At 70.4% G+C, this 26,721-nt stretch carries 22 protein-coding genes and 2 pseudogenes; 18 read left to right on the plus strand and 6 right to left on the minus strand.

What is annotated here, in order from left to right; translation table 11 throughout:
• The first annotated feature begins 108 nt into the window (after positions 1–108).
• From tsf to ACLQ2S_RS04235, 6 genes are all read left to right on the plus strand, one after another.
• Complete coding sequence (gene tsf / locus ACLQ2S_RS04210; RefSeq protein WP_155215732.1) at positions 109–936, plus strand: translation elongation factor Ts; 828 nt, start codon at positions 109–111, stop codon at positions 934–936.
• Between the two features lie 155 nt (positions 937–1,091).
• A complete protein-coding gene (pyrH, locus tag ACLQ2S_RS04215) occupies positions 1,092–1,859 on the plus strand; it encodes a UMP kinase (RefSeq protein ID WP_155215730.1) in 768 nt (255 codons plus the stop codon).
• Positions 1,860–1,939: 80 nt separating this feature from the next.
• Positions 1,940–2,497 (plus strand): ribosome recycling factor, encoded by a 558-nt coding sequence (gene frr / locus ACLQ2S_RS04220; RefSeq protein WP_099852059.1) that lies wholly within the window; start codon positions 1,940–1,942, stop codon positions 2,495–2,497.
• A gap of 291 nt (positions 2,498–2,788) precedes the next feature.
• Entirely contained in the window at positions 2,789–4,039 is a 1,251-nt protein-coding gene (locus tag ACLQ2S_RS04225) for a phosphatidate cytidylyltransferase (protein ID WP_155215726.1), read from the plus strand.
• 104 nt (positions 4,040–4,143) lie between these two features.
• The gene (gene rlmN / locus ACLQ2S_RS04230) at positions 4,144–5,295 is read left to right on the plus strand and encodes a 23S rRNA (adenine(2503)-C(2))-methyltransferase RlmN (RefSeq protein WP_155215724.1); all 1,152 of its coding nucleotides are present in this window, start codon (positions 4,144–4,146) and stop codon (positions 5,293–5,295) included.
• Positions 5,296–5,326: 31 nt separating this feature from the next.
• Complete coding sequence (locus tag ACLQ2S_RS04235; protein ID WP_425701148.1) at positions 5,327–6,460, plus strand: DivIVA domain-containing protein; 1,134 nt, start codon at positions 5,327–5,329, stop codon at positions 6,458–6,460.
• Positions 6,461–6,595: 135 nt separating this feature from the next.
• Here ACLQ2S_RS04235 and ACLQ2S_RS04240 read toward each other — a convergent pair whose 3' ends face one another.
• Positions 6,596–6,817, minus strand: a complete 222-nt coding sequence (locus ACLQ2S_RS04240) for a DUF2631 domain-containing protein (RefSeq protein ID WP_099847142.1) — start codon at positions 6,815–6,817, stop codon at positions 6,596–6,598.
• A gap of 190 nt (positions 6,818–7,007) precedes the next feature.
• Between ACLQ2S_RS04240 and ACLQ2S_RS04245 the strand changes: the two genes are divergently transcribed.
• Positions 7,008–8,576, plus strand: coding sequence for a Rieske 2Fe-2S domain-containing protein (locus tag ACLQ2S_RS04245; RefSeq protein ID WP_309222859.1), 1,569 nt, complete (start codon positions 7,008–7,010; stop codon positions 8,574–8,576).
• Between the two features lie 77 nt (positions 8,577–8,653).
• Here the strand turns inward: ACLQ2S_RS04245 and ACLQ2S_RS04250 are convergent, their stop codons facing one another.
• Positions 8,654–10,252, minus strand: a complete 1,599-nt coding sequence (locus ACLQ2S_RS04250) for a phytoene desaturase family protein (RefSeq protein WP_155215720.1) — start codon at positions 10,250–10,252, stop codon at positions 8,654–8,656.
• A 76-nt stretch (positions 10,253–10,328) separates the two neighbouring features.
• A complete protein-coding gene (locus ACLQ2S_RS04255) occupies positions 10,329–11,168 on the minus strand; it encodes a YhjD/YihY/BrkB family envelope integrity protein (RefSeq protein WP_155215718.1) in 840 nt (279 codons plus the stop codon).
• Positions 11,169–11,350: 182 nt separating this feature from the next.
• Here ACLQ2S_RS04255 and ACLQ2S_RS04260 point away from each other — a divergent pair, with 182 nt between their 5' ends.
• A complete protein-coding gene (locus ACLQ2S_RS04260) occupies positions 11,351–11,893 on the plus strand; it encodes a GNAT family N-acetyltransferase (RefSeq protein WP_425701149.1) in 543 nt (180 codons plus the stop codon).
• Positions 11,894–11,920: 27 nt separating this feature from the next.
• Here the strand turns inward: ACLQ2S_RS04260 and ACLQ2S_RS04265 are convergent, their stop codons facing one another.
• Positions 11,921–12,085 carry a hypothetical protein gene (locus ACLQ2S_RS04265; RefSeq protein WP_425701150.1) on the minus strand — a complete coding sequence of 55 codons (165 nt, stop codon included), beginning with the start codon at positions 12,083–12,085 and terminating at the stop codon, positions 11,921–11,923.
• A 35-nt stretch (positions 12,086–12,120) separates the two neighbouring features.
• Here ACLQ2S_RS04265 and ACLQ2S_RS04270 point away from each other — a divergent pair.
• The 8 genes and pseudogenes from ACLQ2S_RS04270 to ispG all read left to right on the plus strand — a co-directional run.
• Positions 12,121–13,398 (plus strand): annotated as a pseudogene (locus ACLQ2S_RS04270) (polymorphic toxin-type HINT domain-containing protein); the annotation flags it as partial.
• Positions 13,399–13,832: 434 nt separating this feature from the next.
• Positions 13,833–14,411: a hypothetical protein gene (locus tag ACLQ2S_RS04275; RefSeq protein ID WP_155215714.1), complete on the plus strand. Its 579-nt coding sequence runs from the start codon at positions 13,833–13,835 to the stop codon at positions 14,409–14,411.
• A 102-nt stretch (positions 14,412–14,513) separates the two neighbouring features.
• Positions 14,514–14,993, plus strand: a pseudogene (locus ACLQ2S_RS04280) (DUF5753 domain-containing protein); the annotation flags it as partial.
• A 4-nt stretch (positions 14,994–14,997) separates the two neighbouring features.
• Entirely contained in the window at positions 14,998–15,192 is a 195-nt protein-coding gene (locus tag ACLQ2S_RS04285; protein WP_309222925.1) for a DUF397 domain-containing protein, read from the plus strand.
• Positions 15,193–15,566: 374 nt separating this feature from the next.
• Positions 15,567–16,238: a Uma2 family endonuclease gene (locus ACLQ2S_RS04290; RefSeq protein WP_155215710.1), complete on the plus strand. Its 672-nt coding sequence runs from the start codon at positions 15,567–15,569 to the stop codon at positions 16,236–16,238.
• Between the two features lie 96 nt (positions 16,239–16,334).
• Positions 16,335–17,546, plus strand: coding sequence for a 1-deoxy-D-xylulose-5-phosphate reductoisomerase (gene dxr / locus ACLQ2S_RS04295; RefSeq protein WP_309222858.1), 1,212 nt, complete (start codon positions 16,335–16,337; stop codon positions 17,544–17,546).
• Positions 17,546–18,796 carry a M50 family metallopeptidase gene (locus tag ACLQ2S_RS04300; RefSeq protein WP_155215708.1) on the plus strand — a complete coding sequence of 417 codons (1,251 nt, stop codon included), beginning with the start codon at positions 17,546–17,548 and terminating at the stop codon, positions 18,794–18,796. The genes dxr and ACLQ2S_RS04300 overlap by 1 nt, the downstream gene beginning before the upstream one ends.
• Before the next feature lie 9 nt (positions 18,797–18,805).
• A complete protein-coding gene (gene ispG / locus ACLQ2S_RS04305) occupies positions 18,806–19,981 on the plus strand; it encodes a flavodoxin-dependent (E)-4-hydroxy-3-methylbut-2-enyl-diphosphate synthase (RefSeq protein WP_425701151.1) in 1,176 nt (391 codons plus the stop codon).
• Positions 19,982–20,042: 61 nt separating this feature from the next.
• Here the strand turns inward: ispG and ACLQ2S_RS04310 are convergent, their stop codons facing one another.
• On the minus strand, positions 20,043–20,606 hold the full coding sequence (locus ACLQ2S_RS04310) for a PadR family transcriptional regulator (RefSeq protein WP_425701152.1): 564 nt from the start codon (positions 20,604–20,606) through the stop codon (positions 20,043–20,045).
• 225 nt (positions 20,607–20,831) lie between these two features.
• On the opposite strand from ACLQ2S_RS04310, the gene ACLQ2S_RS04315 reads away from it, so the two are divergent.
• Together ACLQ2S_RS04315 and ACLQ2S_RS04320 are read left to right on the plus strand one after the other, a co-directional pair.
• Positions 20,832–21,671, plus strand: a complete 840-nt coding sequence (locus tag ACLQ2S_RS04315; protein ID WP_309222856.1) for a GNAT family N-acetyltransferase — start codon at positions 20,832–20,834, stop codon at positions 21,669–21,671.
• Positions 21,672–21,827: 156 nt separating this feature from the next.
• Positions 21,828–25,556 (plus strand): ATP-binding cassette domain-containing protein, encoded by a 3,729-nt coding sequence (locus ACLQ2S_RS04320; RefSeq protein WP_425701153.1) that lies wholly within the window; start codon positions 21,828–21,830, stop codon positions 25,554–25,556.
• A 90-nt stretch (positions 25,557–25,646) separates the two neighbouring features.
• Here ACLQ2S_RS04320 and ACLQ2S_RS04325 read toward each other — a convergent pair whose 3' ends face one another.
• Positions 25,647–26,714, minus strand: coding sequence for an NADH:flavin oxidoreductase/NADH oxidase (locus ACLQ2S_RS04325; RefSeq protein WP_425701154.1), 1,068 nt, complete (start codon positions 26,712–26,714; stop codon positions 25,647–25,649).
• Positions 26,715–26,721 lie beyond the last annotated feature (7 nt).

Raw genomic sequence — 26,721 nt, forward strand, 5'->3', positions numbered from 1 at the left:
GTCCGTTCCGCTGACGGTGACCGGCGGCGGATAGTCGGGCACGAACCCCTCGGAACGGTAACCGTCACCTCAGACCATCCACGCAGTCTCAACATCGAAGAGAGAGCCATGTCCCAGATCACCGCCGCGGACGTCAAGAAGCTCCGCGACCTGACCGGCGCCGGCATGATGGACAGCAAGAAGGCGCTGACCGAGGCCGAGGGCGACTTCGACAAGGCCGTCGAGATCCTGCGCGTCAAGGGCGCCAAGGACGTCGGCAAGCGGGCTGGCCGGACCGCCGCGAACGGTCTGATCGCCCACTCCGGCAAGGCGCTGCTCGAACTCAACTGCGAGACCGACTTCGTCGCCAAGAACGAGAGCTTCATCGAGTTGGCGCAGCAGCTCGTCGAGCACGGCGAGCGTTCCGGCGTCAGCAACGCCGAGGAACTGCTGGCCACCGAGATCGACGGCCGTACCGTCGCCGACCTGGTCCAGGAGCGTTCCGCCAAGATCGGCGAGAAGCTGGTGCTCAACCGGTTCGCCAAGCTCGACGGCAACGTCGCGGTCTACCTGCACCGCAAGGCGCAGGACCTGCCCCCGGCGGTCGGCGTGCTGGTGCAGTACACCGGCAAGACCGACGAGGCGGGCGAGGCCGACGCACGCGGTGCGGCGATGCAGATCGCCGCGATGCGGCCGCAGTACCTCACCCGCGACGAGGTGCCGGCCGAGGTCGTCGAGTCCGAGCGGCGGATCGCCGAGCAGACCGCCCGCGAGGAGAACAAGCCCGAGGCCGCGCTGCCGAAGATCGTCGAAGGCCGGGTCAACTCGTTCTTCAAGGACTTCGTCCTGCTGGAGCAGTCCTCGGTCACCGACAACAAGAAGACGGTGAAGCAGGTGCTGGCCGAGGCGGGCATCGAGGTCACCGGCTTCGTGCGGTTCGAGGTCGGCCAGGCCTGAGCCGGCTCGGGCGGTCCAACGCCCGTGGGCTGGGAGCAACGACGAGACGAGGGGGCCGCCGGTGTACGCGATACACACCGCGGCCCCCTCGTCCCATAAGGTCGGCAGCGGCAGGTATGCGCACCTGAGCGCGCCAGTGGGGGAAGGACGGGCGGATGACGCAGGTTGTGAGTGACCGGACGTTGGCGGCGGACGATCCGACGGCACCACCGCTCGGCCGGGCCCGGCGGGTGGTGTTGAAGCTTTCCGGCGAGGTCTTCGGCGGGGGTGCCATCGGTGTCGACCCGGACGTCGTGCAGGCCATCGCACGGCAGATCGCCACCGTGGTACGCCGGGGTGTGCAGGTTTCCGTGGTGGTCGGCGGCGGCAACTTCTTCCGTGGCGCGGAGTTGCAGAAGCGGGGTATGGATCGCGCGCGGGCGGACTACATGGGCATGCTCGGCACGGTGATGAACTGCCTGGCCCTCCAGGACTTCCTGGAGAAGGAGGGCATCGAGACCCGCGTGCAGAGTGCCATCACCATGGCCCAGGTGGCCGAGCCGTACATCCCGTTGCGGGCGATCCGGCATCTGGAGAAGGGCCGGGTCGTCATCTTCGGAGCCGGCGCGGGTATGCCGTACTTCTCCACCGACACGGTGGCCGCCCAGCGTGCGCTGGAGATCCACGCGGACGTCGTGCTGATGAGCAAGAACGGGGTGGACGGCGTCTACACGGCCGACCCCCGGATCGATCCGACCGCCAGCAAGTTCGACTCGATCACCTTCTCCGAGGTGCTGCGTCGCAACCTGCGGGTCGCCGACGCGGCGGCGTTCAGCCTCTGCATGGAGAACGGCCTGCCGATGCTGGTCTTCGGCGCGCAGGGCGACGACACCATCGTCCGGGCCGTGGGCGGCGACAAGATCGGCACGCTGATCACCACCTGAGCCCACCGCCGACGGTGATCCCGGCGGTCCCGGTGACCCGACAAGCCCACGACGAGCACAAGAAGGAGGCGAGGAGACCGGTGATCGACGACACCCTCCTCGAGGCCGAGGAGAAGATGGAGCGTGCGGTCGAGCACGCCAAGGAGGAGTTCGGCGCCATCCGCACCGGTCGCGCGACTCCGGCCATGTTCTCCAAGATCATCATTGACTACTACGGCAGCCCGACTCCGCTGACCCAGATGGCCTCGGTGGCCGTGCCCGAGCCGCGGATGGCCATCATCAAGCCGTACGACAACTCGCAGATCAACGCCATGGAGAAGGCGATCCGCGACTCGGACCTCGGGGTCAACCCGAACAACGAGGGCAACCAGCTGCGCATCCTGCTCCCGCAGATGACCGAGGAGCGTCGCCGCGACATGATCAAGGTGGCCCGGCACAAGGGTGAGGAGGCGAAGGTCGCCATCCGCAACATCCGCCGCAAGGGCAAGGAGGAGCTGGACCGGCTCGTCAAGGACGGCGAGGTCGGCGAGGATGACGGCCGGCGCGCGGAGAAGGAACTGGACGACCTGACCCAGCGCTACGTCGCGCACGTCGACGAGTTGGTCAAGCACAAGGAGTCCGAACTCCTGGAGGTCTGACGCCGGCACGCCTTCTTGATCATGAAGTTGTCGCCGGTGCCGCAGACGTGCGGGTGACAACTTCATGATCAAGGTGGTCGGGGCGTCTGCGGGGTGATGCCGAGCGGATACCGGTAGGTCCTGCCGGACGGCCGGGTGCAGTAGGCTCGGCACGATTCCGGCGGCCCGACGGTGCCCGACGGGATCAGCCGGGCCGACAGGCCGGCACATCAGACGGAGCGCCTCGCGCGGGTAGGGGATGGTAGTGGTTGTGCGTCAAGTGGTGGATTTCGTGCCCCCTCCTGGTGCGTGATGTCCCACCTCGACCCCTACAGCCGCCCCGAGGCCCGTGACTGGGATCGGCCGGACCGGCCCACCGCCCTGCCCTGGCCGGACCCGACCCCGGACCGACCCGGCCGGTTCGGCGGTGAACGCCCCGCGCAGGACAGCCGGAACGGGCACGGACCCGCTGGTTGGGACCAGCCACCGAACGGGCGCGACCTGGACCACGCTGACGCGCCCACCGCGCAGATCGCGCCGGTGCGAGTCGGCGACGACCGGGACCACGACGACACTCCCACCGCCCAGATGGCACCGGTGCGAGTCGGCGACGCCCCCACCACCCAGCTCGCGGCGGTGCCGGACGGCGAGGCGGCGGCCGAGGCGACCCGGCCCGACGGGCCGGGTCGACGCCACCGTGGCCGGCGTCGGGCCGGCGCGGGTCGACCGGCCACCCAGCAGAGCGGAAGCCGGGCCGGGCGGAACCTACCGGCGGCCATCGCCGTCGGGGTCTGCCTGGGCGCGGTGGTCCTGCTGCCCCTGTTCCTCTACACCCCGGCGTTCCTGCTGGTGATCGCTGCCGCGTTCGGCGTCGGCATCTGGGAGATGTCCCGGGCGGTGCGCCGCAGCGGTGCCGAGGTGCCGCTGGTGCCGCTGATCGCCGGTGGGGTACTCACCGTCACCCTGGCCTGGTTCGCCGGGCTGGACGCGCTCATGCTCGGCCTCCTGGTCACCCTCGCCGGCACGTTCGTCTGGCGGCTCGGTGACGGTACGGCCAACCTTCGGCGGGACATGACCGCCGCCACCATGATCGCGGTGTACGTGCCGTTCCTCGGCGGCTTCGCCGCCCTGCTTGCGTCGTCCCCTGACGACGGGGCGCTGCGGGTGCTGGTGACACTGGTCGCGGTGGTGCTCTCCGACACCGGCGGGTACGCGGCCGGCGCGAACTTCGGCAAGCATCCGATGGCCCCGACGATCAGCCCGAAGAAGTCCTGGGAGGGCTTCGCCGGCTCGGTCGGCGCCGCCGCGCTCGGCAGCGCCGTACTGCTGTGGGCGCTGTTCGACGTGGCGCCCTGGTGGGGTGCCGTGTTCGGGGTGGCGGTCTCGGGTGCCGCCGTCCTCGGCGACCTCGCCGAATCGATGATCAAGCGGGACCTCGGTGTGAAGGACATGAGCAACCTGCTGCCCGGCCACGGCGGCCTGATGGACCGGCTCGACTCCATCCTGTTCGCGGTGCCGACGGCGTACCTGTTGCTCGTGGTGTTCGTTCCGGCGGTGAGTTGAGGCATGGCCCACGCCGACGGGATCGGGACGCGAACGGGGTGGAAGCGGACCCGGCACCTCCGCGCGGGTTCGTTTCGGGCCGAGCGTGCCAGACTGGACGTGCCATGACGAGTCTTCCCCTGATCCCGGTCGACCCGGACGCGCCCGGTGCGCGTCGGGCGGCAATGCCACCGCAGCACCTCGCCGATCTAGACCTGGCCGGTCGCAAGGACCTGGTCACGAAGCTGGGCGAGGCCCCGTTCCGCGCCCGGCAGATCTCCACCCACTACTTCGGGCGGCTGGTGCGTGACCCCGCGCTGATGACCGACCTGCCGGCGTCGTCCCGCGAGCGCCTCGCCGACCAGCTGCTGCCCCAGCTGCTCACTCCGGTACGCGAGCTGGCCTGCGACGACGGGGCCACCCGCAAGGCGTTGTGGCGGCTGCACGACGGGTCGCTGGTGGAGAGCGTGCTGATGGGCTACCCGGATCGGGTCACCGTCTGCATCTCCAGCCAGGCCGGCTGCGGCATGGCCTGCCCGTTCTGCGCGACCGGCCAGGCCGGGCTGACCCGGAACCTCTCCACCGCCGAGATCGTCGACCAGGCGGTCTACCTCGCGGGTGTGGCCGCCTCCGGCGCGGTCGCGGGGTCACCGCCGAGGCTGTCGCACGTGGTCTTCATGGGCATGGGCGAGCCGCTGGCGAACTACAACCGGGTGATCGCGGCGATCCGTCGCCTGGTCGCGCCGGCACCGGAGGGGCTCGGCCTGTCGCAGCGGCACATCACCGTTTCCACGGTCGGGCTGGTGCCGGCCATCCACCGACTGGCCAGCGAAGACCTCTCCGTGACTCTTGCGTTGTCGCTGCATGCCCCCGATGATGAGCTGCGCGACGAACTCGTGCCGGTCAACCAGCGCTGGAAGGTGTGCGAGGTGCTGGACGCAGCCTGGGCCTACGCGGCCCGCACAGGCCGTCGTGTGTCGATCGAATACGCGATGATCAAGGACGTGAACGACCAGCCGTGGCGAGCTGACCTGCTCGGCCGGCTGCTGGCCGGCAAGCTGGCCCACGTGAACCTGATCCCGCTCAACCCGACTCCGGGTAGCCGCTGGGACGCGAGCCCGAAGCCGGTCGAGCGGGAGTTCGTCCGGCGGTTGCGCGACGCCGGGGTGTCCACCACGGTGCGGGACACCCGAGGTCGCGAAATCGACGGAGCGTGTGGGCAGCTGGCCGCCACGGAGGACAGGGGCACCGACCCGGCCGGGGAGATGACGGCGTGACCGGGCGTGGCGAACGAGACCAGGAGACATAGTGGCGAGTCAGGGTCAGCGTTTCCGGCGTAAGGCGCTCCGCCGGGGCTACAAGGTTGACGAGGTGGACGCCTTCCTGGACCGGGTCGAGGCGACGCTCGCCGGTCAGCCGGTCGGAGCGCCGGTGGCCTCGCAGGAGGTCCACGACGTCGTCTTCCGGGTTCGCTTCAACGGCTACGACGAGTGGCAGGTCGACCTGCACCTCGACCGGGTCGAGCGGCAGCTGGCGGAGCTGGAGGAGCGCGGCGGCGTGGCCGGTCGCGGCGACGTCCGGATGGGTCCGCCGGACCGGATGGGCCCCGGCATGCGTGACGACCGTGGCATGTCCCCGGTGCCGCAGCCGCCGATGCCTCCGCGCGGAATGCCGGCACAGGCCGGACCGCCCTACGGCCGCTACGACGAGCCGACCGGTGCCTTCGCCGGTGGGTACGACAACGCTCCCCGGGGCGGTTACGACAGTCCGCGTGGTGCCGCCGGCCCGATGGGTCCGGGTGCGCCGATGGGGCCTCCCGGCGGCATGGGCCACGGTGGCCCCCCGCCGCGTGGCCTGCCCGCCGGCCCCGGCGGCTACGGTCCGCCGGACGGTCCGGGCGGTTACGGCCCGCCGGACGGTCCGGGCGGTTACGGTCCACCGGACGGCCCCGGCGGCTACGGCCCACCGGACGGTCCGGGCGGCTACGGCCCGCCGCCGGACGAGCAGCGCTTCGACGGGTTCGAGGCGGGCCGACACGGACGCACCGACATGACCGCCGAGATCCGGCTGTCGGACCGGGACCCGCGTCGTGGCCCGGCCGGGCCCCCCGGCCTGCCACAGCAGGCGCACGGCGGTCCCCCGATGGGCGGCCCTCCGGCGATGGCCGGGCCGCCGATGGCCGGCCCGCCCGGCAGCGACCTCTACCGGGTGGACCAGATCCGGCGGAGCTTCCAGGTGCGCCGCTTCGGCAGCGGGTACGACCCGGACCAGGTGGACCGGTTCTTCGAGACGCTGCTCGGCGGGATGGCCGGGCGTAACCAGATGCCGGTCAACCCGAAGGACCTGGACACGCTGCGCTTCGGCCTGGTGCAGGGCGGCTACTTCGAGGCCGAGGTCGACGCCGCGCTGAAGAACGTGCAGGACATCCTCTTCGGTCGCTGACGACCGTCGACGCGCGAGGGCCCGCCACCGGAAAACCGGGGGCGGGCCCTCGCGCTTCGTCGCGTAGGTGGGTACGGCGGTGGACCGACCGGCCGTCGCTGGCACCTGGTCCGTCAGGAGCGCAGGTCGACCGCGTCAGGAACGCAGGCCGTTGCGGCGCAGCACCGCGTCACCGATCACGATGAGCAGCAGGAGCGCGGCCAGACCGATCAGCCAGAGATTCTCGACCCTGCCCTCGTGGTTGCCGCAGAGCATCGCCAGCAGCGCGAACGCGGTGAGTACCGCGCCGATCCGCCCGGCCTTACGATGCCCGGGCTTGTGCTGGTCTGGCGACGTTACCGGCTCGCTTCCTGCCACTGTCGGTCCTTCCTCGCGAACGGATCTCCGGCTAGTCTGGCACGTCCCCTGCGAAGGTTTCCGGCCAGGGCCGATAGGCCCCGCTCAGGTGGGCGGTGGGGCACTACCGGCGTCGCGGGGCAAGGACCAGACTGCCTCCGGTAGCGTTCTGGGGCGTACACCTTGATTGTCTCTTTGAGGGGGAACTGCGGTGCGAGTGACCGGTACGGGGCACGCGAGCATGCGGATCGACACTGCCGCGGGCAGCATCCTGTGCGACCCGTGGGTCAATCCGGCCTACTTCGCCTCCTGGTTCCCGTTCCCCGACAACTCCCAGCTCGACTGGGAGACCCTCGGTGACGTCGACTACCTGTACGTCTCCCACCTGCACCGGGACCACTTCGACGCGGCCCACCTCAAGCGGTACGTGTCGAAGAAGGCCACCGTGTTGCTGCCGGAGTTCCCCACCTCCGAGATGGAGGACGAGTTCCGCGAGCTCGGCTTCACGAAGTTCCTGAAGACCCGTAACGAGGAGGTCGTCGAGCTGGACGGCGGCCTGAAGATCATGATTCAGGCGCTGACCAGTCCGACCGACGGCCCGATCGGCGACTCCTCGCTCTGGGTGGAGTACGACGGCGTACGGCTGCTCAACCAGAACGACGCCCGCCCGACCGACCTGAGCACCTTCGCCGAACTGGGCCACGTGCACGCGCACCTGCTGCAGTTCTCCGGCGCGATCTGGTACCCGATGGTCTACGAGCTGCCGCAGTCGGCGAAGACCGCGTTCGGCAAGCAGAAGCGGGAGCGGCAGTTCGACCGCACCTGGCGCTACATCGACGACCTCAAGGCCGACCACGTCTTCCCGATCGCCGGCCCGCCGTGCTTCCTCGACGACGAGCTGTGGCAGTTCAACGACATCTTCGGCGACGAGGGCAACATCTTCCCCGACCAGTCGGTCTTCTTGGCCGAGTACGCCAAGGTCGGCGGCACCAACGGCATCGTGCTGCTGCCCGGCAGCGTCAGTGAGATCACCACGACCGGCGCCACCACCACGCATCCGGTGCCGGTGGAGGAGTTCTTCGCGAACAAGGTCGCCCACCTGGAGGAGATGCGCGAGCGCAAGCGCCCGATCATCGAGGCGGAGAAGGCGTCCTGGCGGCACCCGGAGATCGACGTGCTCAAGGAGCTCAAGCAGCGCATCGAACCGTTGCTCGACGAGTCGATCTACCTGGCCAAGGGGGTCGGCGGTCCGGTCCGCTTCGACCTGGTCGGCTACAACGGCGAGAGCGTCGAGTCGATCGTGGTGGACTTCCCCGGCAAGCAGGTGCGGCCGTACGCCGACGAGAAGGTGCGCTACCGGTTCCGTACCGAGCGGGCGCTGGTGGAACACCTGCTGCACATCGGCGAGGTGGACTGGGTCAACTCGCTCTTCCTCTCGTGCCGGTTCTCCGCAGCGCGGATCGGGCAGTACAACGAGTTCGTCTACGCCTTCTTCAAGTGCCTGTCCACCGAGCGGCTGCAGTACGCCGAAGGCTGGTACGACGAGCACGAGCGCGCGGTTGACGCCGAGGACATCACCATCGGCGACTGGGTGGTGCAGCGACGCTGCCCGCACCTGAAGGCGGACCTGAGCCGGTTCGGCATCGTCGACGGCGACCAGCTCACCTGCCAGTTGCACGGCTGGCGCTTCGACCTGCCCAGCGGGCGCTGCCTGACCAGCGTCGGTCACAAGGTCCGCGCCCACCGTGTCGGTGAAGAGGCCCCTCAACCCACCAATTGACGCGTGCCGCCTTCCCGCCTGTTAGGAAGGGCCCCTTTTAATACGCCAGGCGTTAACAAGGTGCCCTTCCTTACGCCTCAGCGGCCGAGGTCGGCGAGGATGCGCTGGGCGGCGTTGTGGCCGGCGGCCCCGATCACGCTGCCGGCCGGGTGACAGCCGGCGCTGCCCGCGTACACCCCGTCGATGCCGGTGGCGTAGGGCATCCGGTCGGCGAACGAGACGGTGTTGTCGACGTGGTGGATGTGCCCGCCGGTGATGCCGAAGTGTGCCTCGATGCCGGGCGGCGGCAGCGGGACCGCGTCGGCGATCAGGTCGCCGGTGCCGGGGGCGTAGCGTTCGCAGATCGAGACCAGCTTGTCGACGTAACCGGGCAGCGCCGCCTCCCAGGTGGTGCCGTCCAGTTCGTACGGCACGGACTGGACGAACAGCGCCGACGAGTGGTGCCCGCCCGGGTCGGCCAGCGACGGATCGACGGTCGTGTGCAGGTACCACTCGATGGTCGGTTCCTCCGGCAGCCGCCCGGCCCGCACGTCGGCCCACATGGCGCGCAGCGCCGCCATCGGCGACTCGCCCGCGCCGCCGGTCAGCGACGCCGAACCGGGCAGCAGGTGGATCGTCGAGCCGAAGGGGCTCGCCGCGTCCTCGGGCAGGCAGGAGAAGCGGGGCAGGCCACGCAGGGCCAGGTTCAGCTTGAGGGTGCTGCCGGTGCGCCGGACCGCCGTCATCCGGCTGCTGAGCGTGGTCGGCAGCGCGTCGTCGGGCAACAGCTCCATCAGCCGGTACGGGTCGCAGGCGCCGAGCACCACCTCGGCGGAGATCTGTCGGCCGTCGCCGAGCACCACGCCGCTGGCGGCACCTCCGTCGAGGGTGATCGCGGTGACCGGGGCACCGGTGACGATCCGGGCCCCGGAGGCGCGGGCCGCCTCGGCGAAGATCCGCGACACGGTGCCCATGCCACCTTCGGCGATCATCCAGGTGCCGCCCGAGCCGGGTAGCCGGCACATGTTGTGGACCAGGAAGTTGTGCCCGGTGCCCGGGTCGTCGGGGCCGGCGTTGAGCCCGGACAGGCCGTCGGTGACCGCGTACATGCTGACCAGGAGCTCGGAACGGAAGTCGAAGCGGGCCAGGTAGTCGGCGACGGAGCCGCGTACCAGGTCGATGAAGACCTGTCGCAGCGTGGGGCGGACGTACCGGTCGGCGGTCTCCTCGACGCTGAGCGGCTCGGACAGCCAGGCCGGGGCGACGTCGTCGCGCAACGCGGCCAGTTCGGCCTGCAACGCCTCGTCGGCGGCCGCGTCGGCGGGGGAGAAGACCTCGGCGAGCTGTGCCCGGGTGGCCGCCGCGTCGGCGCCGAAGAGGAGGTACGGCGAGCCGACCCCGCCGGGAGTCGGCAGGAAATAGTGCGGGTCGCGGCGCAGCACCGGGATCCGGACGTCGAGCGCGGCCAGCAGTTCCGGTGGCATCAGCCCGAGCAGGTACGACCCGGTGGAGTGGCGCAGTTCGGGCACCTTCGGGAACGGCTTCTCGGTCCGGGTCGCGCCGCCGATCACGTCGGCTGCCTCCAACACCAGCACGTCCAGCCCGGTCCGGGCCAGCAGAACCGCCGACACCAGCCCGTTGTGCCCCGACCCGACCACGACGACGTCCGCCCGCCCCGGCACCTCACCAGCCACCATTCCCGCACCCTAACCGTCCGCGGCCCCCATGCCTCATGAAGTTGGCCCTCGGTTCGTACCCGCTCGGGCGGGAACCTCAGGAACGACCATCGCGGCGGCGGGCACGCCAGCCGGACAGGGCCAGGGTCGCGGAGTAGCCGGCCAGCACAATCACATGGAACAGGTAGAGCCAGAGCAGGATCGCCACCGCGGCACCCACCTCGTCCAGCCCGCCGAAGGGCAGGCCCAGATCAAGTGGCAACGAGGCGAAGAGCACGAAACCGTGCAGGAAACCGGAGAGGTTCGCCGCGGTGAACGACCCCATCCCCAGCGTGGAGAGCCAGTCCGGCGAGGCCGGCCCCACCACCCGGAACACCCACACCAACACCGGCGTGAGCACCAACCACACCGCCAGGAACGACAGCACCACCCCGAGCGCACCGGCCCAACCACCGCGCCGGACCAGCCCGGTGGTCGTCGGCAGCGCCAGCAGGATCGACAGCAGCAGCGCCGGGGCGGGCGCCAGCAGCGGCAGCAGCAGTATTCGGCCCCGCCAGCCCACCAGGTGTTCGTCGGAGCGCGGCGCGGCGACCGAGACGAACGCCCGCCGCAGCCCCTCGCCGTAGAGCGAGGCCGGCAGCAGCGCGGCCAGCGCCAGCCACGGCGTCAGCCCGACCCCGGCCTCGACCAGCGCAGCCATCGCGTGCGGCACACCGATCGCGTCCGGCAGCGTCTCCACGGCGTACCCGGTGAGTCGCCGCACCTGGGACGCTCCCACCAGCAGCGAGGTGAGCCAGATCGCCAGCAGCGCCACCGGCACCACGGCGATCGCCCCGTAGAACGTGATCGCGGCGGCGTGCAGCGACAGATCCCGACCACGTACCGGGCGGAACGCCGCCCGGGTGATTCGCCTCGTCCGATTCCACGCACCGCCCATCGCGCCTCAGTTCCCCGTCCGCTGCCCCGACAACCGCCCCTGTTACCGACGCCGCACCGGTCCTGTCGTCGGTTTGCTTACCGGTGCCGCGCCGCCTCCGTCACCGGCGCTGCGCCGGTTCGGTCGTCGGCGCCTGCTCGGCCGACCGTGGCGACCACCGGAACGGACTACCATCGCCGCCCATGACCGTCACGACGACCGACCGGCTGATCCTGCGTGAGTGGACCGACACACCGGCCGACCTGGCCCGCATCTACGACATCTACTCCCGCGACGAGGTGATGCGCTGGCTGGGCGGGGGAGCAGGCCGGCTCACCGAGCCCGGACAAGCCGTCGAGCGGTTGGCGGCCTGGCGGCAACGGTACGCCCCGTACGCCGGCCGGTACGGCATCTGGGCGATCCAGGTCCGGGACACCGAGCAGGTGGCGGGCAGCGTCTTGCTCAAGCCGCTACCGGGGCGAGACGGCCAAACCCCGACCGAGGACATCGAGGTTGGCTGGCATCTGCACCCCGACTCCTGGGGCCACGGCTACGCCACCGAGGCGGCCCGCGCCGTGCTGGCGGCCGAGTTCGCCACCGACACCCGCCAGGTGTACGCCGTGGTGGCACCCGGCAACGAACGCTCGATGGCGGTGTGTCGGAGGCTCGGCATGACCCACCTGGGCCGGCGCACCGACTGGTACGGCGGCACCGAGGTGGAGACCTTCCTCCGGACCTCCCCCTGACGCCGAACGTCCGGCTCGACACCCGCGTCAACCATCCGGGCCATGGCACCGCCGTAGCCAGTCGACCGGTACGGTCCCGACGTACGACCAGCGTGGCCGGCTGATCCGGACCACCGACCCGGACACCGGCACCACCACGATGACGTACGACCACCGGGACCGGCCACTGACCACCACCAACGCCCGCGGCATCACGGTGTGGAACGGGTACGACGAACTGTCCCGCCCCGGAGGTGGGTCGGTTCCTGTCCGCGGACCCGGTGCTGGACCGGACCGACCCGGTGCAGAACAACGGCTACACGTACGCCCACAACAACCCGGTCACCCACTCCGACCCGTCGGGTCTGTCGGTGGCGTTGACCGCGTCGGAGACGGCGGCGGCACTGGCCGGTGCAGGATTGTCGTCGGCGATGATCGCTCAAGCGCAGGCCAACATGGGCCGGTCGCTGATCTCGGTCATCCTCGACTCCGCGTGGTACATCCTCAAGGAGTTCATCGGCATCAACGACGCCCTGAACTGCTTCGGCGGCGGTGACATGTGGGCGTGCGGCAGCCTCATCCTCAACGCCATCCCCTGGACAAAGGTCGCCAAGATCCCAGCGGTGATCCGGGCGGTCAACCGGACGATCAACGCGATCCAGGCATGGCAGGCGGCGAAGCGGGCCGCCGAGGCAGTGCTGGCAACGGCGCGAGCTGCCGAGGCCGCCGCGTTGCAGGCCAAGAAGCTCGCCATCGAACGGGCCAAGAAGGCCGCCCAGGCGGCGAAGAAGAAGGCCGCCGACAAGGTCAACTCGACCAGCAACAAGGCGACCCAGTCGGTGAAGAAGACGGGTAACGCCCCGCAGAAGGAAGCCCAGGCCAAGTCCAACCCGAAGGGCTCGTCGGCAGCCTCCGGCGGTGCCGGCGGCAAGGACGGCGGCGGTGGCAAGGGCGGCGGCGGTGGCGGCAAGGGCGACTCGAAGCCGGGCGGTTCCTCCGGCGCCTCCAACCGCAGCAACGGCGGCTCCAGCGGCAACGATGGCGGGTCGTCGGGTGGCGAATCCTGCCCTATCAGCAACAGCTTCGTGCCGGGCACGCGGGTGCTCATGGCCGACGGCTCAACCAAGGCGATCGAGGACGTCAAGCCCGGCGACAAGGTAGTGGTCGCCGATCCGGAGACCGGTCGCACCGAGGTGGACACGGTCAGCGCCGCGATCACCGGCGACGGCGTCAAGGACCTGGTGAAGGTCGTCATCGACACCGACGGCGACCAAGGCTCGGAGACCGCCGAGGTCACCGCCACCGACGGCCACCCGTTCTGGGTACCCGAGCTGGGCGAGTGGATCGACGCTACCGACCTCCAGCCAGGCCAGTGGCTCCAAACCAGCGCTGGCACCTACGTCCAGATCACCGCGATCGACCGCTGGAGCGTCCCCCGCGCCACCGTCCACAACCTCACCGTCGCCAACACCCACACGTACTATGTGCTCGCCGGCAACACGCCAGTGCTCGTACACAACTGCGGGCCAGTTCCAAACAATCGACCCGGAGATCTGTCGCTGGAGCTGATGGAAGCAGATCTTGCGGGCATTTCACCTGTTGCAGCGGGCACTTCTGGCTTCTCGCGCGCGGCCTCGGGAAGTGGGGACTTTCTCTGGACAGTGGGGGAGGGAGGAGATCTGAATATGGTTGCTGCGGGGCGCGGCATCCATCACACGGTAGCCTCGGGTGGTGCTCCTGTTATGGCGGCAGGGCAAATCTCGTTCCGCAATGGTGCAATGACATCGTTCGACAACATGACGGGCCACTATACCCCGTGTTCTAGCTGTGCCGGCGCGTTCATTCAGCGGGGCGTGGACGCCTTTGGTGCGGCAGGTGTGCAAATTCCGCTAAGAGCTATTAGAGATTACGGCGGAAGGGCTCCGTAGTGGAAGCGCAATCAGAGTTGCAGGAACTTCGGGTGATCCCGCTCGACTCGCTCGGTGAGTGGCTGCGTGCTCGGTTCCCCCAACGGGTGTCGCCCCAGTGGTGGCAGGCGCTGTTCGAGTCGGTCGAATCGGCCGTGAGCCCGCTAAGGAACCTTGATCAAGATCAACGTATATCCGACCTGAAGCTCGGTGCTGTGGCTGCAATTCTGGCTGTCGAACGCCACGATATTGATGCGTCGTTGGGGGCGTACTGGTTGCTCAGGCTTGCGGCGGCAGCGGTCCGTCTCAACTTGCCGGTTAGTGAGCTGCCGGTCGTGCTAACGCCTGACGGTTCTGCGGCCTGGGCGCTGGAGCATGTTCCGTTGCCTCGAGACGAGGCAGTGGTAGCGGCTCAGGCTAGGAGAAGGCAGTACTTAGCCGCCGACGAATCCTTCTTCGCTCCTATCGGTGCTTCTTACGACTCCGGAAGCCAGGAGCCTGATGCTCAAGCGTCGGCGCTAAGGGGGGTTGAGAGGATTTTGTCCGCGCTGCCATGGATTGCCGATCACTTGACGAATCCAGAAATCCGTCGGGAAGTCCACGCTTGGCTCGGGATTGAGGGGCAGTTGTGACGGAAGGCTTTCAGTCGAACTCGTCACGGAACGTAGTGATCGAACCTCGATGTGCATCGCAGGGCGCTGTGGACCCTCTGTGTTGCCGTCAGGTGCGGGCCCACTGACCACCCGCAGATGAGCGCAGCGGAGCGGCAGGCCAAGGTGGACGTCCGGCTCCGTTAGGCAACGGCTGTTGGCTCGAGTGGTTCCCCCGAGCGCCGTACTACGACGTGATCCTCAGCGAGGCGGTGCTTCGTCGGCCGCTGCGTGACCGGTCGGCGATGGCCCGGCAACTCGACGCGCTGGTGGTGGCGAGCAGGCAGCACAACATCAAGATCCGGGTGCTTCCGTTGGCTGCCGGGCTGTTTCGGTCGGCCTTTACGGGCACCTTCACCATGCTCGACTTCCCGACCGAGGTGCGGGAGCCGGAGCCGACCACCATCTACATGGACGGTCCGTGCGGCGCGGTCTACCTCGACAAGCCGCACGAGATTCAGACCTACGAGGATCTGGCGCTCGCTCGGCGAACGGGCGCTCGATGGCGACGACTCCCGTGAGCTGATCACGGCGATCGCGAAGGAGATGACCCATGAGACGTGACGGGGTGTGGCGCACGTCGTCCCGGTCCGGCGGTAGCGGCGAGTGCGTCGAGGTGGCGGGGTTTGCCGACGCGGTCGGCGTACGCGACAGCAAGGACCGGCAGGGCGCGGAGCTGAGCTTCGGTCTCGAGAGCTGGACTCGGTTCGTCGCCGCCGCCCGCGCGGGCCAGTTCGACACCCCGCCCCTGAACCCGACGTGACCGCAAGCTGTGGGTGCGTTTCTTGCTCCCCCAACGACAAGAAACGCACCCACAGTCGGGCGGCTGACCTGCCGACCGGCCCAGCCCAGCCCTCTGCGCCTGGCGAGGCGACCGGATGGCCGAGCTGTTGAGTGACGTCCCGCCGTCTCGCCCGGTGAAGGGACCGTAGGCACGTCCGCCTGGCGGCGAGATTCCGGGCCGTTGTATCCAGCAGCTGAGCCAGATCGTCACAGCCGACCGGCCACGGAGACGGTAGGGCTTGATCGACATCGCTCGCCCCGGCTGCGTCGGACAGGCTGTGTGATGGCGTGCGGCGCGGGCTGTGCTGGCTAGGCTGAGCTGAGCAGAATGTCCCGCTGAGGGGGTGAGCCCGGATGGCCCAGGCTGCGTACGCGCCCGAGCCTGCGCCGGACGCTGGCGCGGACGACCGGCCCGCCGGGCCGTCGTTCGACGTGCTGCGGTGGCACGACGAGCCGTGGACTGCGCAGCTCGCCCTCGACCTGTTGCCGGAGACCAACGGCCCCAAGGTTGAGGTCCTGAGCGGAAGCGTGATCGTGACACCCCACGCCGGATATGACCACCAGGATGCCGAGCTTGATCTCGCGTACCTGTTGAAGCAGGCTGCCCGGAAGGCCAAGCTGTGGCTCTACGCGGAGGCGAACGTCGTCTCCGGGCAGGATCTGTTCATCCCCGACCTCGTCGTGCTGCGCGTTCCCGGAGGGGGCCGCACGACCATGGACATCAGGCATGCCGTTCTGCTCGGCGAGGTCGTGTCGCCCGGCAACCGGCGGAAGGACATCATCGATCGTCCGCGCGAGTACGGCACGGCTGGCGTGCCCTTCTTCCTCCGGGTCGACCTGCGTAACCGAGTCCCCACCATCGCACTGTTCGAGCTGATCGACGGCGAGTATCGGCCGGTGGCCGCCGCTGCGGCCGGAAGCACCTTCGTGATGCGGGAGCCGTTCGAGTTCTCGATCGATCCGGCTGACCTGCTCGGCGAGGAAGCTCCGTTGGAAGAGGAGAACCCTCCGAGCGAGGAGAGCTGACGGTAGCTCGTTGTTAACAAGGGGCCCTTCCTCTACCGCAGGCGTTAATAAGGTGCCCTTCCTTCTCGCCCAGCGGGCGTGGGGGAGAATGGCGGTGTGACGTCCCCCCGTGATTTTGTGCTGCTGGGTTGTACCGGGTCGATCGGTACGCAGGCCATCGACATCGTGCGGCGCAACCCGGACCGGTTCCGGGTGGTGGCGCTGGGTGCCGGTGGCGGCAACGTCGGCCTGCTCGCCGCCCAGGCGCTCGAACTCGGTGTCGAGGCGGTCGGGGTGGCCAAGGCGTCCGCCGCGCAGGATCTTCAGCTGGCGTTCTACGCGGAGGCGAGTCGGCGGGGCTGGGCCTCCGGGGAGTTCAAGCTGCCCAAGATCGTGGCCGGGCCGGAGGCGATGACCGAGCTGGCGCAGTGGCCGTGTGACGTCGTACTCAACGGGGTGGTGGGGTCGCTCGGGCTCGCGCCGACCCTGGCGGCGCTGCGGGCCGGGCGTACGCTCGCGTTGGCCAACAAGGAGTCGCTGGTGGCCGGCGGCTCGCTGGTCAAGGCCGCGGTGACGCGGCCGGAGCAGATCGTCCCGGTGGATTCGGAGCATTCGGCGCTGGCCCAGTGCCTGCGCGGCGGTACCCGGGGGGAGGTACGTCGGCTGATCGTCACCGCCAGTGGTGGGCCGTTCCGGGGCAAACGGCGCGACGAGCTGACGGCCGTCACGCCTGAGCAGGCCCTCGCCCACCCGACCTGGAACATGGGGCCGGTCGTCACGATCAACTCGGCGACGATGGTCAACAAGGCGCTGGAGGTGATCGAGGCGCACGAGCTGTTCGACGTGCCGTACGCCGACATCACCGTGATGGTGCACCCCCAGTCGGTGATCCACTCGATGGTGGAGTTCGTCGACGGGTCGACGCTGGCGCAGGCCAGCCCGCCGGACATGCGGCTGCCGATCGCGCTGGGCCTCGGCTGGCCGGACCGGGTGCCCGAGGCTGCCGCCGCCGTCGACTGGACGAAGGCGCACACCTGGGAGTTCGCGCCGCTGGACGACGAGGCGTTCCCGGCGGTGGCGCTGGCCAAGGCGGCCGGTGAGGAGGGCCGGTGCCGACCGGCGATCTACAACGCGGCCAACGAGGAGTGCGTGGCGGCGTTCGTCGCCGGGCGACTGCCGTTCTTGGGCATCGTCGACACGTTACGGCGCGTGCTGGACGAGGCTCCCGATTTCGGTGAACCGGGTACCGTCGAGGACGTACTCGAAGCCGAGTCGTGGGCGCGCGCACACGCGCAGGAGATCATCGCTGCTGCGGTGGAAGGAGCTTGATGTCGTTCGCGTTCGGGGTGGTGCTGTTCGCCCTCGGCATTCTCATCTCGGTCAGCCTGCACGAGGCCGGGCACATGCTCACCGCCAAGGCCTTCGGCATGAAGGTCACCCGCTACTTCGTCGGCTTCGGCCCCACCGTCTTCTCGTTCAAGCGGGGCGAGACCGAGTACGGCCTCAAGGGCATCCCCCTCGGCGGCTTCTGCAAGATCGTCGGCATGACGCCGCAGGACGACGACGTCGAGCCGGGCGACGAGAAGCGGGCCATGTGGCGTTACCCGGTGTGGAAGCGCACCATCGTGATGTCCGCCGGGTCGGTGACCCACTTCGGGTTGGCGATCTTCGCGGCCTGGCTGGCGGCGATGACCTTCGGCCTGCCCAACCCCGACTTCCCGCGCGACGAGCAGCAGATCCGCGCCGAGCCCGCGGTGGTCGCCATCCAGGACTGCGTCCTGCCGGACACCACCTACCGGGAGTGCACCGAGAGTGACGCGCCCAGCCCGGCCGGGGCGGCCGGGCTCCAGAACGGTGACCGGATCACCTCGATCAACGGCACCCCGATCAACAACTACGGCGAGCTGCTGACCACGCTGCGGGCGACCACCCCGGGCAGCACCGCCGACATCGGGTACGAGCGCGACGGTCAGCCCGGCACCACCACGGCCACGCTGGCCACCACCAAGCGCCCGCCGATCGACAACCCGGACGGCCCGGTCACCGAGGTCTCCGCGCTCGGTGTCGGTCTGGTCCTGAGCACCCCGGGCCTGGTCTCCTACGGTCCGGTGGAGGCCGTCGGCGCGACCGGCACCTTCATCGGCGACATGGCGGTGGCCACCGCGCAGGCGTTGCAGCGGCTGCCGGAGAAGATCCCCGCGCTGTGGAAGGCCATCGTCGGCGGCGAGCGGGACATCGACACCCCGATCAGCGTGGTCGGCGCGAGTGTCCTCGGTGGCGAGGCGGTGGCCAACAACGCCTGGGAAATCTTCATCATGCTGTTCATCTCGCTGAACTTCTTCATCGGGGTGTTCAACCTGCTGCCGCTGCTGCCGCTGGACGGTGGCCACATCGCCATCGCCTGGTTCGAACGGGCCCGCTCCTGGCTCTACGCGCGGCTGCGTCGGCCCGATCCGGGCCGCGTCGACTACTTCAAGCTGATGCCCTTCACGTACGTGGTGATCCTGATCGGTGGTGTGTTCACCCTGCTCACCATCACCGCGGACGTGGTCAATCCGATCACCCTCTTCCCAAAGTGAGTGCCTGAAGTGACCGCTGTCAGTCTCGGTATGCCGCCCGTACCGCCGCCGCCGCCGCTCGCGCCCCGCCGGGCCAGCCGCCAGATCATGGTCGGGTCCGTGCCGGTCGGCGGCGGCGCGCCGGTGTCGGTGCAGTCGATGACCACCACGTTGACCGCTGACGTCAACGCCACCCTTCAGCAGATCGCGGAGTTGACGGCCTCCGGATGTCAGATCGTCCGGGTCGCCGTGCCCAGCCAGGACGACGTGGAGGCGCTGCCGGCGATTGCGAAGAAGTCGCAGATCCCGGTGATCGCGGACATCCACTTCCAGCCGAAGTACGTCTTCGCCGCGATCGACGCCGGTTGCGCGGCGGTGCGGGTCAACCCGGGCAACATCCGCCAGTTCGACGACAAGGTCGCCGAGATCGCGGCGGCGGCCTCCGCAGCCGGTACGCCGATCCGGATCGGCGTCAACGCCGGTTCACTGGACAAGCGCCTGCTCGCCAAGTACGGCAAGGCGACCGCCGAAGCGCTGGTCGAGTCGGCGCTGTGGGAGTGCTCGCTGTTCGAGGAGCACGGCTTCCGGGACATCAAGATCTCGGTCAAGCACAACGACCCGGTGGTGATGATCCGGGCGTACCGGCAGCTCGCCGAGCAGTGCGACTACCCGCTGCACCTGGGTGTCACCGAGGCGGGCCCGGCGTTCCAGGGCACCATCAAGTCGGCGGTCGCCTTCGGTGCGCTGCTGGCCGAGGGCATCGGGGACACCATCCGGGTGTCGCTCTCCGCGCCGCCGGTCGAGGAGATCAAGGTCGGCAGCCAGATCCTGGAGTCGCTCGGGCTGCGCGAGCGCGGCCTGGAGATCGTCTCCTGCCCGTCCTGTGGGCGGGCCCAGGTGGACGTCTACAAGCTGGCCGAGGAGGTCACCGCCGGTCTGGAAGGGCTGCCGGTGCCGCTGCGGGTCGCCGTGATGGGCTGCGTGGTCAATGGACCGGGTGAGGCCCGGGAGGCCGACCTCGGGGTGGCCTCCGGCAACGGCAAGGGGCAGATCTTCGTCAAGGGCCAGGTCATCAAGACCGTGCCCGAGGGGCAGATCGTGGAGACCCTGATCGAGGAAGCGCTGCGGCTGGCCGACGAGATGGGTGCGGAACTGCCCGAGGAGCTGCGCGACCTGGTTCCCGGCGCCACCGTCACGGTGCACTGACGACGCGACGAACACGAGGGCGGTCACCCCACCGGGTGGCCGCCCTCGATGCGTACCGGCCTCACTCGGATTCGGCGAGGATCGCGTACAGCTTGCGGCGGGTCTCGTCGAGCACCTGGGCGGCGCGTTCCCGCTGGTCGTCGGTGCCGGTCATCATCACCTGGCGCAGCGCGTGCATGGCCTGCATGGAGGCGTTGCGGATGTCGTGCCAGCTGTTGATGGTGTCTTCGGCTACCTCGGCCCAGGGCGGCGTCTGGGCCGCCTCGTCAGCCTCGGCTCGACCCTGCTCGGTGAGGGTGAACCGCTTACGGCCACCGCCGGTGTCCTCGGTGGCGGCGACGACACCCTCGTCCTCCAGCAGCTGGAGGGTCGGGTAGATCGAGCCGGGGCTGGGCCGCCAGCTTCCGCCGGTGCGGGAGTCGATCTCCTGGATCATCTCGTAGCCGTGCATCGGCCGCTCGGTGAGGAGGGCCAGCACCGCGTTGCGGACGTTGGGTCGGCGTCCCCGACCTCGTCCGCGACCGCCCCGCCCGTGCCCGAACGGCGGCCCTGCCGCGAAGGGCGGGAAACCGAATCCGCGCATCCGGCCCTCGTGCAGGGCGTGCCCACGTCGATGGAACTTCAAGGCTTTCTCCTTCGCTGGACTATCACTGATGCATCAACGATATATCGCCAACACAACGCCGACAACCCACTTCCCCGCGCGCCCTGCCCACCCCGCCGTGTTGACCAAGAAGTTTGCGTCGGGATTCGCCCCCGAAGCCGACCAAAACTTCTTGATCAACGTGGGTTGAGGGGTGGGTGGGCGTCTGGCGGCGCGTGGTGGGGGAGATCTGGCAGGCTGGTAACCGTGCTGACGGCGCCGGTGCGGCAACTCGGGGAATCGGAACGGCGCGCGGTCGAGCGACTGCTCGATCTCGACCCGTACGCGAGCGCACAGGTCGCGGAGCGGGTCGCCGCGCGCGGGCTGGCCTGGTGGCGGGCCGAGGGGCGGGTCCTGGGGTACGGCTCCCGCCGGCACCTCGAATCGGTCTGCTGGCTGGGCGGAAACCTCACCCCGGTGCTGGCCGGGCCGCAGGCCATCGCCGCCTTCGCTGACCTGCTCTCGGGCGAGGAACGGCTCTGCTCCTCGATCGTCGGGCGGGCCGACGCCGTGCTGCAACTCTGGGATCGCCTCTCCGACAGTTGGGGACCGGCCCGCGACGTACGCCCCAACCAGCCGTTGCTGGTCACCGGCGAGCTGCCGCCGGTCCCCGCCGACCCGGAGGTGCGCCGGGTGCGCAGCGGTGAACTCGACCGCCTCTTCCCAGCCGCGGTGGCGATGTACACCGAGGAGGTCGGCGTCTCACCACTGGCCGACGACGGAGGGCGCGGGTACCGGCGGCGGGTCACCGAGATGATCCGCTCCGGCCGGGCGTACGCCCGCTTCGTCGACGACCGGGTGGTCTTCAAGGCCGAACTAGCGGTCGTCACCCGGCGCACCGCCCAGGTGCAGGGTGTGTGGGTGGCGCCCGACTGGCGGGGGCGGGGGATCGCCACCGCCGCGATGGCGGCGGTGGTCAGCGACGCGCTGGCCCGGGTCGCCCCGACGGTCAGCCTCTACGTCAACGACTTCAACCTGCCCGCCCGGCGCGTCTACGAGCGCTGCGGCTTCCGCTCCGTCGGCACCCTGGCCACCGTCCTGTTCTGAGCCACCGGCGAGCCTCCTCGAACACGCGCTGCGCCACGGCGAGGCTCCTCGAACAGCTACCGGGGGTGGGTTCCGCCCCGGCGTAAATGCGTTGAGCCGGGCGGCCGGGCGAAGCAGGCTGGAGGTACCGCCCCACCCGACCGGAGGAACCGACCCATGCGCCTGCTCCGTGACCTGTGGGGCACCTCCTCACGTCGGATGACCCTGGTGGTCGTCCTGATCCTGCTCGGCGGCATCGGTCAGGCGGCCAGCGCCGCGCTCGCCGGACCGGTGCTGCTGCATCGCTCCGTCGGCTTCTTCGTGCTGCTGTCGGTGGCGCTGGTCGCGTCGGTGGGCAGCGACTTGGTGATCAGTCTGGTGATGGCCGGGGTCACCGCGGACTGGTCCGCCGACCTGCGTCGCCGACTCTGCCGGGTGGCCCTGGGCCAACCGGTGCCCGCCCTGGAGACGACCCCGGTGGGGGAGATGCTCGACCGGATCGACGGCGACGTGTACGACGTCGCGTCGGGGGTGCGCGGTCCGGGTGTGCGGTTGGCCCAGGCGGTGGCCGTCGGCCTGCTGTCCACGCTGGTGGCGCTCACCGTCTGGTGGCCGGCGGGAGTCGGCATGCTGCTGCTCTGCGTCTCGCTCGCGGTGGCGCTGCGGCGCCCGGCCGCCCAGATCGCCCCCGCCCGGATGCACGAGGAGGCGGCCTGGTCGGACCTCGCGGCGGTGATGGAGGAGTCGATCCACGGCCAGGACGACGTACGCACCAGCCTGGCCCGGCCGTACGTGCTGCGGCTGTACGCCAGCCGGGCGGCCGAGGTGCTGCGCCGTGGGCTCCGGGTGTGGCAGATGTCGGCGCGGGTCAACACCGTCGCGGCCGGGGTGACCCGGATCGGGGTGGTCCTGGTGGTGCTCGGCGGGGTGTGGGCGCTGACCACCGGCCGGGTCGACGCCGCCCGGATGACCGCGATCTGGCTGCTCGCGCTCTCCCTCGGCATGACCGTCGAACACGTCAGCCGGATGGTGCCGGAGGTGCAGTACGCGCTCGGCGCGTGGGGGCGGGTCCAACTGCTCTCGGCCGCCGCGCAGGAACCCGACGGCGGTGCCACCCCCAGCGACGGCGACCTGGTCATCCAGGGCCTGACCTACCGCTACCCGAGCGGCGGTGCGGACGCCGAGCGCCCTCCGGCGTTGCGCGACATCGACCTGACCTTCGTGCGAGGCCGCTCGTACGCCCTGGTCGGCCGGACCGGGTCGGGCAAGTCCACGCTGGCCAAGGTGCTCACCCGGGCGGTCGACGTGCCACCCGGAACGGTCCTGCTCGGCGGGCGCGACGTGCTCGACCTCGACGTCGAGCAACTGCGCCAGTGGATCGCCGTGGTGCCGCAGCGTACCGAGATCCTCGCCGGCACACTCGCCGAGAACGTGGCGCTGTTCGACCCGGAGTTGCTCGACGCCGCCGCCCGAGCCCTCGACGAGTTGGGGCTGGGCACCTGGGTCGCCGAGCTGCCCGCCGGGTTGGACACCCGCCTCGGTGAGGGCGGCCACGTGCTCTCGGCCGGTCAGGAACAGCTGGTCGCCTTCGCCCGGATCCTGGTCCGTGACCCGCACGTGGTGATCCTCGACGAGGCCACCGCCCGACTCGACCCGGTCACCGAGACGCGGGTGCAGCAGGCCACCGAACGCCTGCTGCGGGACCGCATCGGCATCGTCATCGCTCACCGGCTGTCGTCGGTGAGTCGCTGCGACGAGGTGGTGGTGCTGGCCGACGGCGCGGTGGTCGAGGCCGGCCCGCTGGCCGAGTCGCGGCGCTTCGCCGAACTCGTCGCCGCCGGGCACGCGGGCGGTGTCGTCGGCGACACCGACGAAGCGGGTGCCTCCGGTGACGCCGGCCTTGAGCTGCTGGCCGGGGCGGACTGGACGCGGGGGGAACCGGCGCTGGTCGGGGCCCGTGCGGCGGAGGCGACGGTGGCAGCCGATGCCGGTACTCCGACGGGCCGGGTCGTGGAGAGCTTCGGGGCACTCGGCCCGTCGGGCGGCACCGTTCCGCTGGCCGCCGCTCGGACGGACCCACCGACCGAGGCCGTCGCCGGTGCTTGCGCGCCGGTGGCCGGACCCGAGCCGGTCGAGCCGGCGGCGGGCCGGGAGACCGGCGGACACGAGGTGGGCGGACGCCAGCCCGCTGCGGCCACGGCCGACGGGCGGGGCGATCAGCTGCCCGCGTCCCGGGCCCGGACGCTGCGGGAGATCTTCCGGCTCTGCCTGAACGACCCCCGGTACGGCGCGGCGGCGGTGGGCATCTTCGCCGTGCTGGCGATCCTCGGGCTGGACGGGCCGGTGCTCGCCTGGCTCTGGGCCGACGTGGTCGACGGCACCGGCGACCCCTGGCTACCCGCCCTGGGCATCGCCGTCGGACTCGTCGTCGGCATCCCGTCGTACTACTGGACCCACCTGTGGTTCCCGGCCTGGTGGGTACGGCAGATGCTGCGCATCAGCGCCCGCCTCGTGTACGGGCAGACCGGGCCGCGCCGGGTCAGCCGGCACACCCCTGCCGAGGTGGTGGCCCAGGGCGGGGACACCGAGCGGGTGGTCCAGCTCGCCGACAACGTGCTCGACCAGACCGTCGGTCTGGTCCTGCTGGTCGCCATGACCCTGATCACCGACAGCGTGGTGCCGGGACTGTTCTTCCTCGGCACGATGGTGCTCTCCGGAGTGGCGGCCACGGCGTTCGGGCCGAGGCTGGAGCGGGCGGCGCGGGAGACCGTCACGGCGCGGGCGGCCTTCGCCACCGCGCTGGTCTCCACGCTGTCGGCGGCCCGTACGGTGAAGTTGGCCGGTGCCACCCGCCCGGTGCTGACCCACCTCGCGAACCTCGACACGGTACGCAGCGAACGGCAACGCCACGAGATCGCCGTACAGGTGTGGGCGCGTTCCACCCCGGCGCTGGCCAGCGGGCTGCTGCCGATCGGCGTGTGGGCGTTGTTCCTGGCCGGTGGACTCTCCACCGGGGCGACCCTGGTCGCGGTCGCCACGCTGGGCGCGGCGCGCTGGTTCGCCTGGACCACCGCCTCGTTGATCTCGCAGGTGCCGTCGGCGCGGGTGTGGACCCGACGGACGGCGGAGATGACCGGGATCGAGGCGTACTCGGCGCGGGTGCCCGGGGTCGACCTGGCCGCCGGTACCGCCCCGGCCCCGACGACGCCACCGCGTACCCCGTTGCGTCGGCTGGAGCTGGTCGGTTTCGGCGTCCGGCACACCGACGGCTTCACTGCCGTACGCGACGTGGACCTGACCGTGCAGCGTGGCCAGCTGGTCCTCGTGGTCGGGCCGGTCGGTTCGGGCAAGTCGTCGCTGCTGCGGGCACTGGCGGGAATCGCCCCGCACACCGGTGTGCTCACCTGGAACGGGGAGCCGGTGACGGAACCGGAGCTGTTCCTCCGGCCCAACCAGGTCGGCTACGTCGGCCAGTTGCCCCGGGTGCTCTCCGGCACGGTCGCCGACAACATCACCCTCGGCCATCAGGTGGACGCCGCGCACGCGGTCAGCACCGCCCAGCTCGAACCCGACCTGGCCGCCACCGGCAGTGGACTCGGCCTGCTCATCGGGCACAAGGGCACCCGGTTGTCCGGCGGGCAGCTGCAACGGTTGGCGTTGGCCCGGGCGTTGGCTCCGCGTACCGAGCTGCTGGTGGCCGACGACGTCTCCTCCGCGCTGGACGTCACCACCGAGCTGGCGCTGTGGCAGGCGTTGCGCGACCGAGGGGTCACGGTGGTCGGTTCCACCTCGAAACGGGCCGCGCTGGTGCGCGCCGACCATGTGGTGGTGCTCGTCGGCGGCACGGTGGCCGCCCAGGGTCCGTGGCGTGACCTGGAACAGCGCTGGGGACACCTCGCCGGCTGAGCGGCGGCCGTGCCCTGCTGCACCGGTCACCGCCCTAGATCCGCACGGTCCGGCTGCCTCGGTCGTCACCGGGGCAGCCGGACCCGTCGGTCAGGCCGCCCGCAGGTACTGGGCCGGCCAGGTGGGGGTGGCACCCAGCTTGGCGGCGGCCTGCTGCGGCCAGTACGGGTTGCGCAGCAGTTCCCGGCCGAGCAGCACCAGGTCGGCCTCGCCGTCGGCGACGATCGCCTCGGCCTGCTCCGGTTCCACGATCAGGCCGACCGCGCCGGTGGGCACCCGCGCCTCACGACGGATCTGGGCGGCCAGCGGCACCTGGTAGCCGCGCCCGACCGGCACGCTGGCCGAAGGCGACGCCCCGCCGGAGGAGCAGTCGATCAGGTCCACCCCGGCGGCGGCGAGTTCGGTGGCGAGGGCCACGCTGTCCTCGACCGTCCAGCCGCCCGGCACCCAGTCGGTGGCCGAGATCCGGGCCAGCAACGGCACGTCCTCGCCGACGGCGGCGCGCACCGCCCGGGCCACCTCCAGCGTCAGCCGCATCCGCCCGGCCCGGTCCCCGCCCCAGCCGTCGGTGCGGTGGTTGGTCAGCGGGGAGAGGAACTCGTGCAGCAGGTAGCCGTGTGCGGCGTGGATCTCCACGACGGCGAAGCCGGCTGCGACGGCCCGTACGGCGGACTCGGCGAACGCCGTGACGACCTCGGCGATCCCGGCGTCGTCCAGGGCCGTCGGCACCCGGTACTCCGGCACGAACGGCTCAGCGGTGGGGCCGACCGGCGTCCAGCCGCCCTCGGCGTCCGGCACCCCACCCCGGCGTGACTCCCACGGCCGGTACGTCGACGCCTTGAACCCGGCGTGCGCCAGCTGCACCGCGGGCACCGCGCCATGCGCGGCCACGAAACCGGTGACCGGCCGCCAGGCGTCGACGTGCCGGTCGGACCACAGCCCGGTGTCCTGCGGACTGATCCGCCCCTCCGGCACCACGGCGGTCGCCTCGGTCATCACCAGGGCCGCGCCACCGATCGCCCGGGTGCCGAGATGCACCAGGTGCCAGTCGGTGGGCAGGCCGTCGGGCCCGGCACTGTACTGGCACATCGGCGCCAGCGCGATCCGGTTGGGCAGGGTGACCGTCCGCAGCGTCAGCGGCATGAACAACGCACTCATCAGGCCA

The organism is Micromonospora sp. DT48, assembly GCF_049844495.1.
GTDB lineage: Bacteria > Actinomycetota > Actinomycetes > Mycobacteriales > Micromonosporaceae > Micromonospora.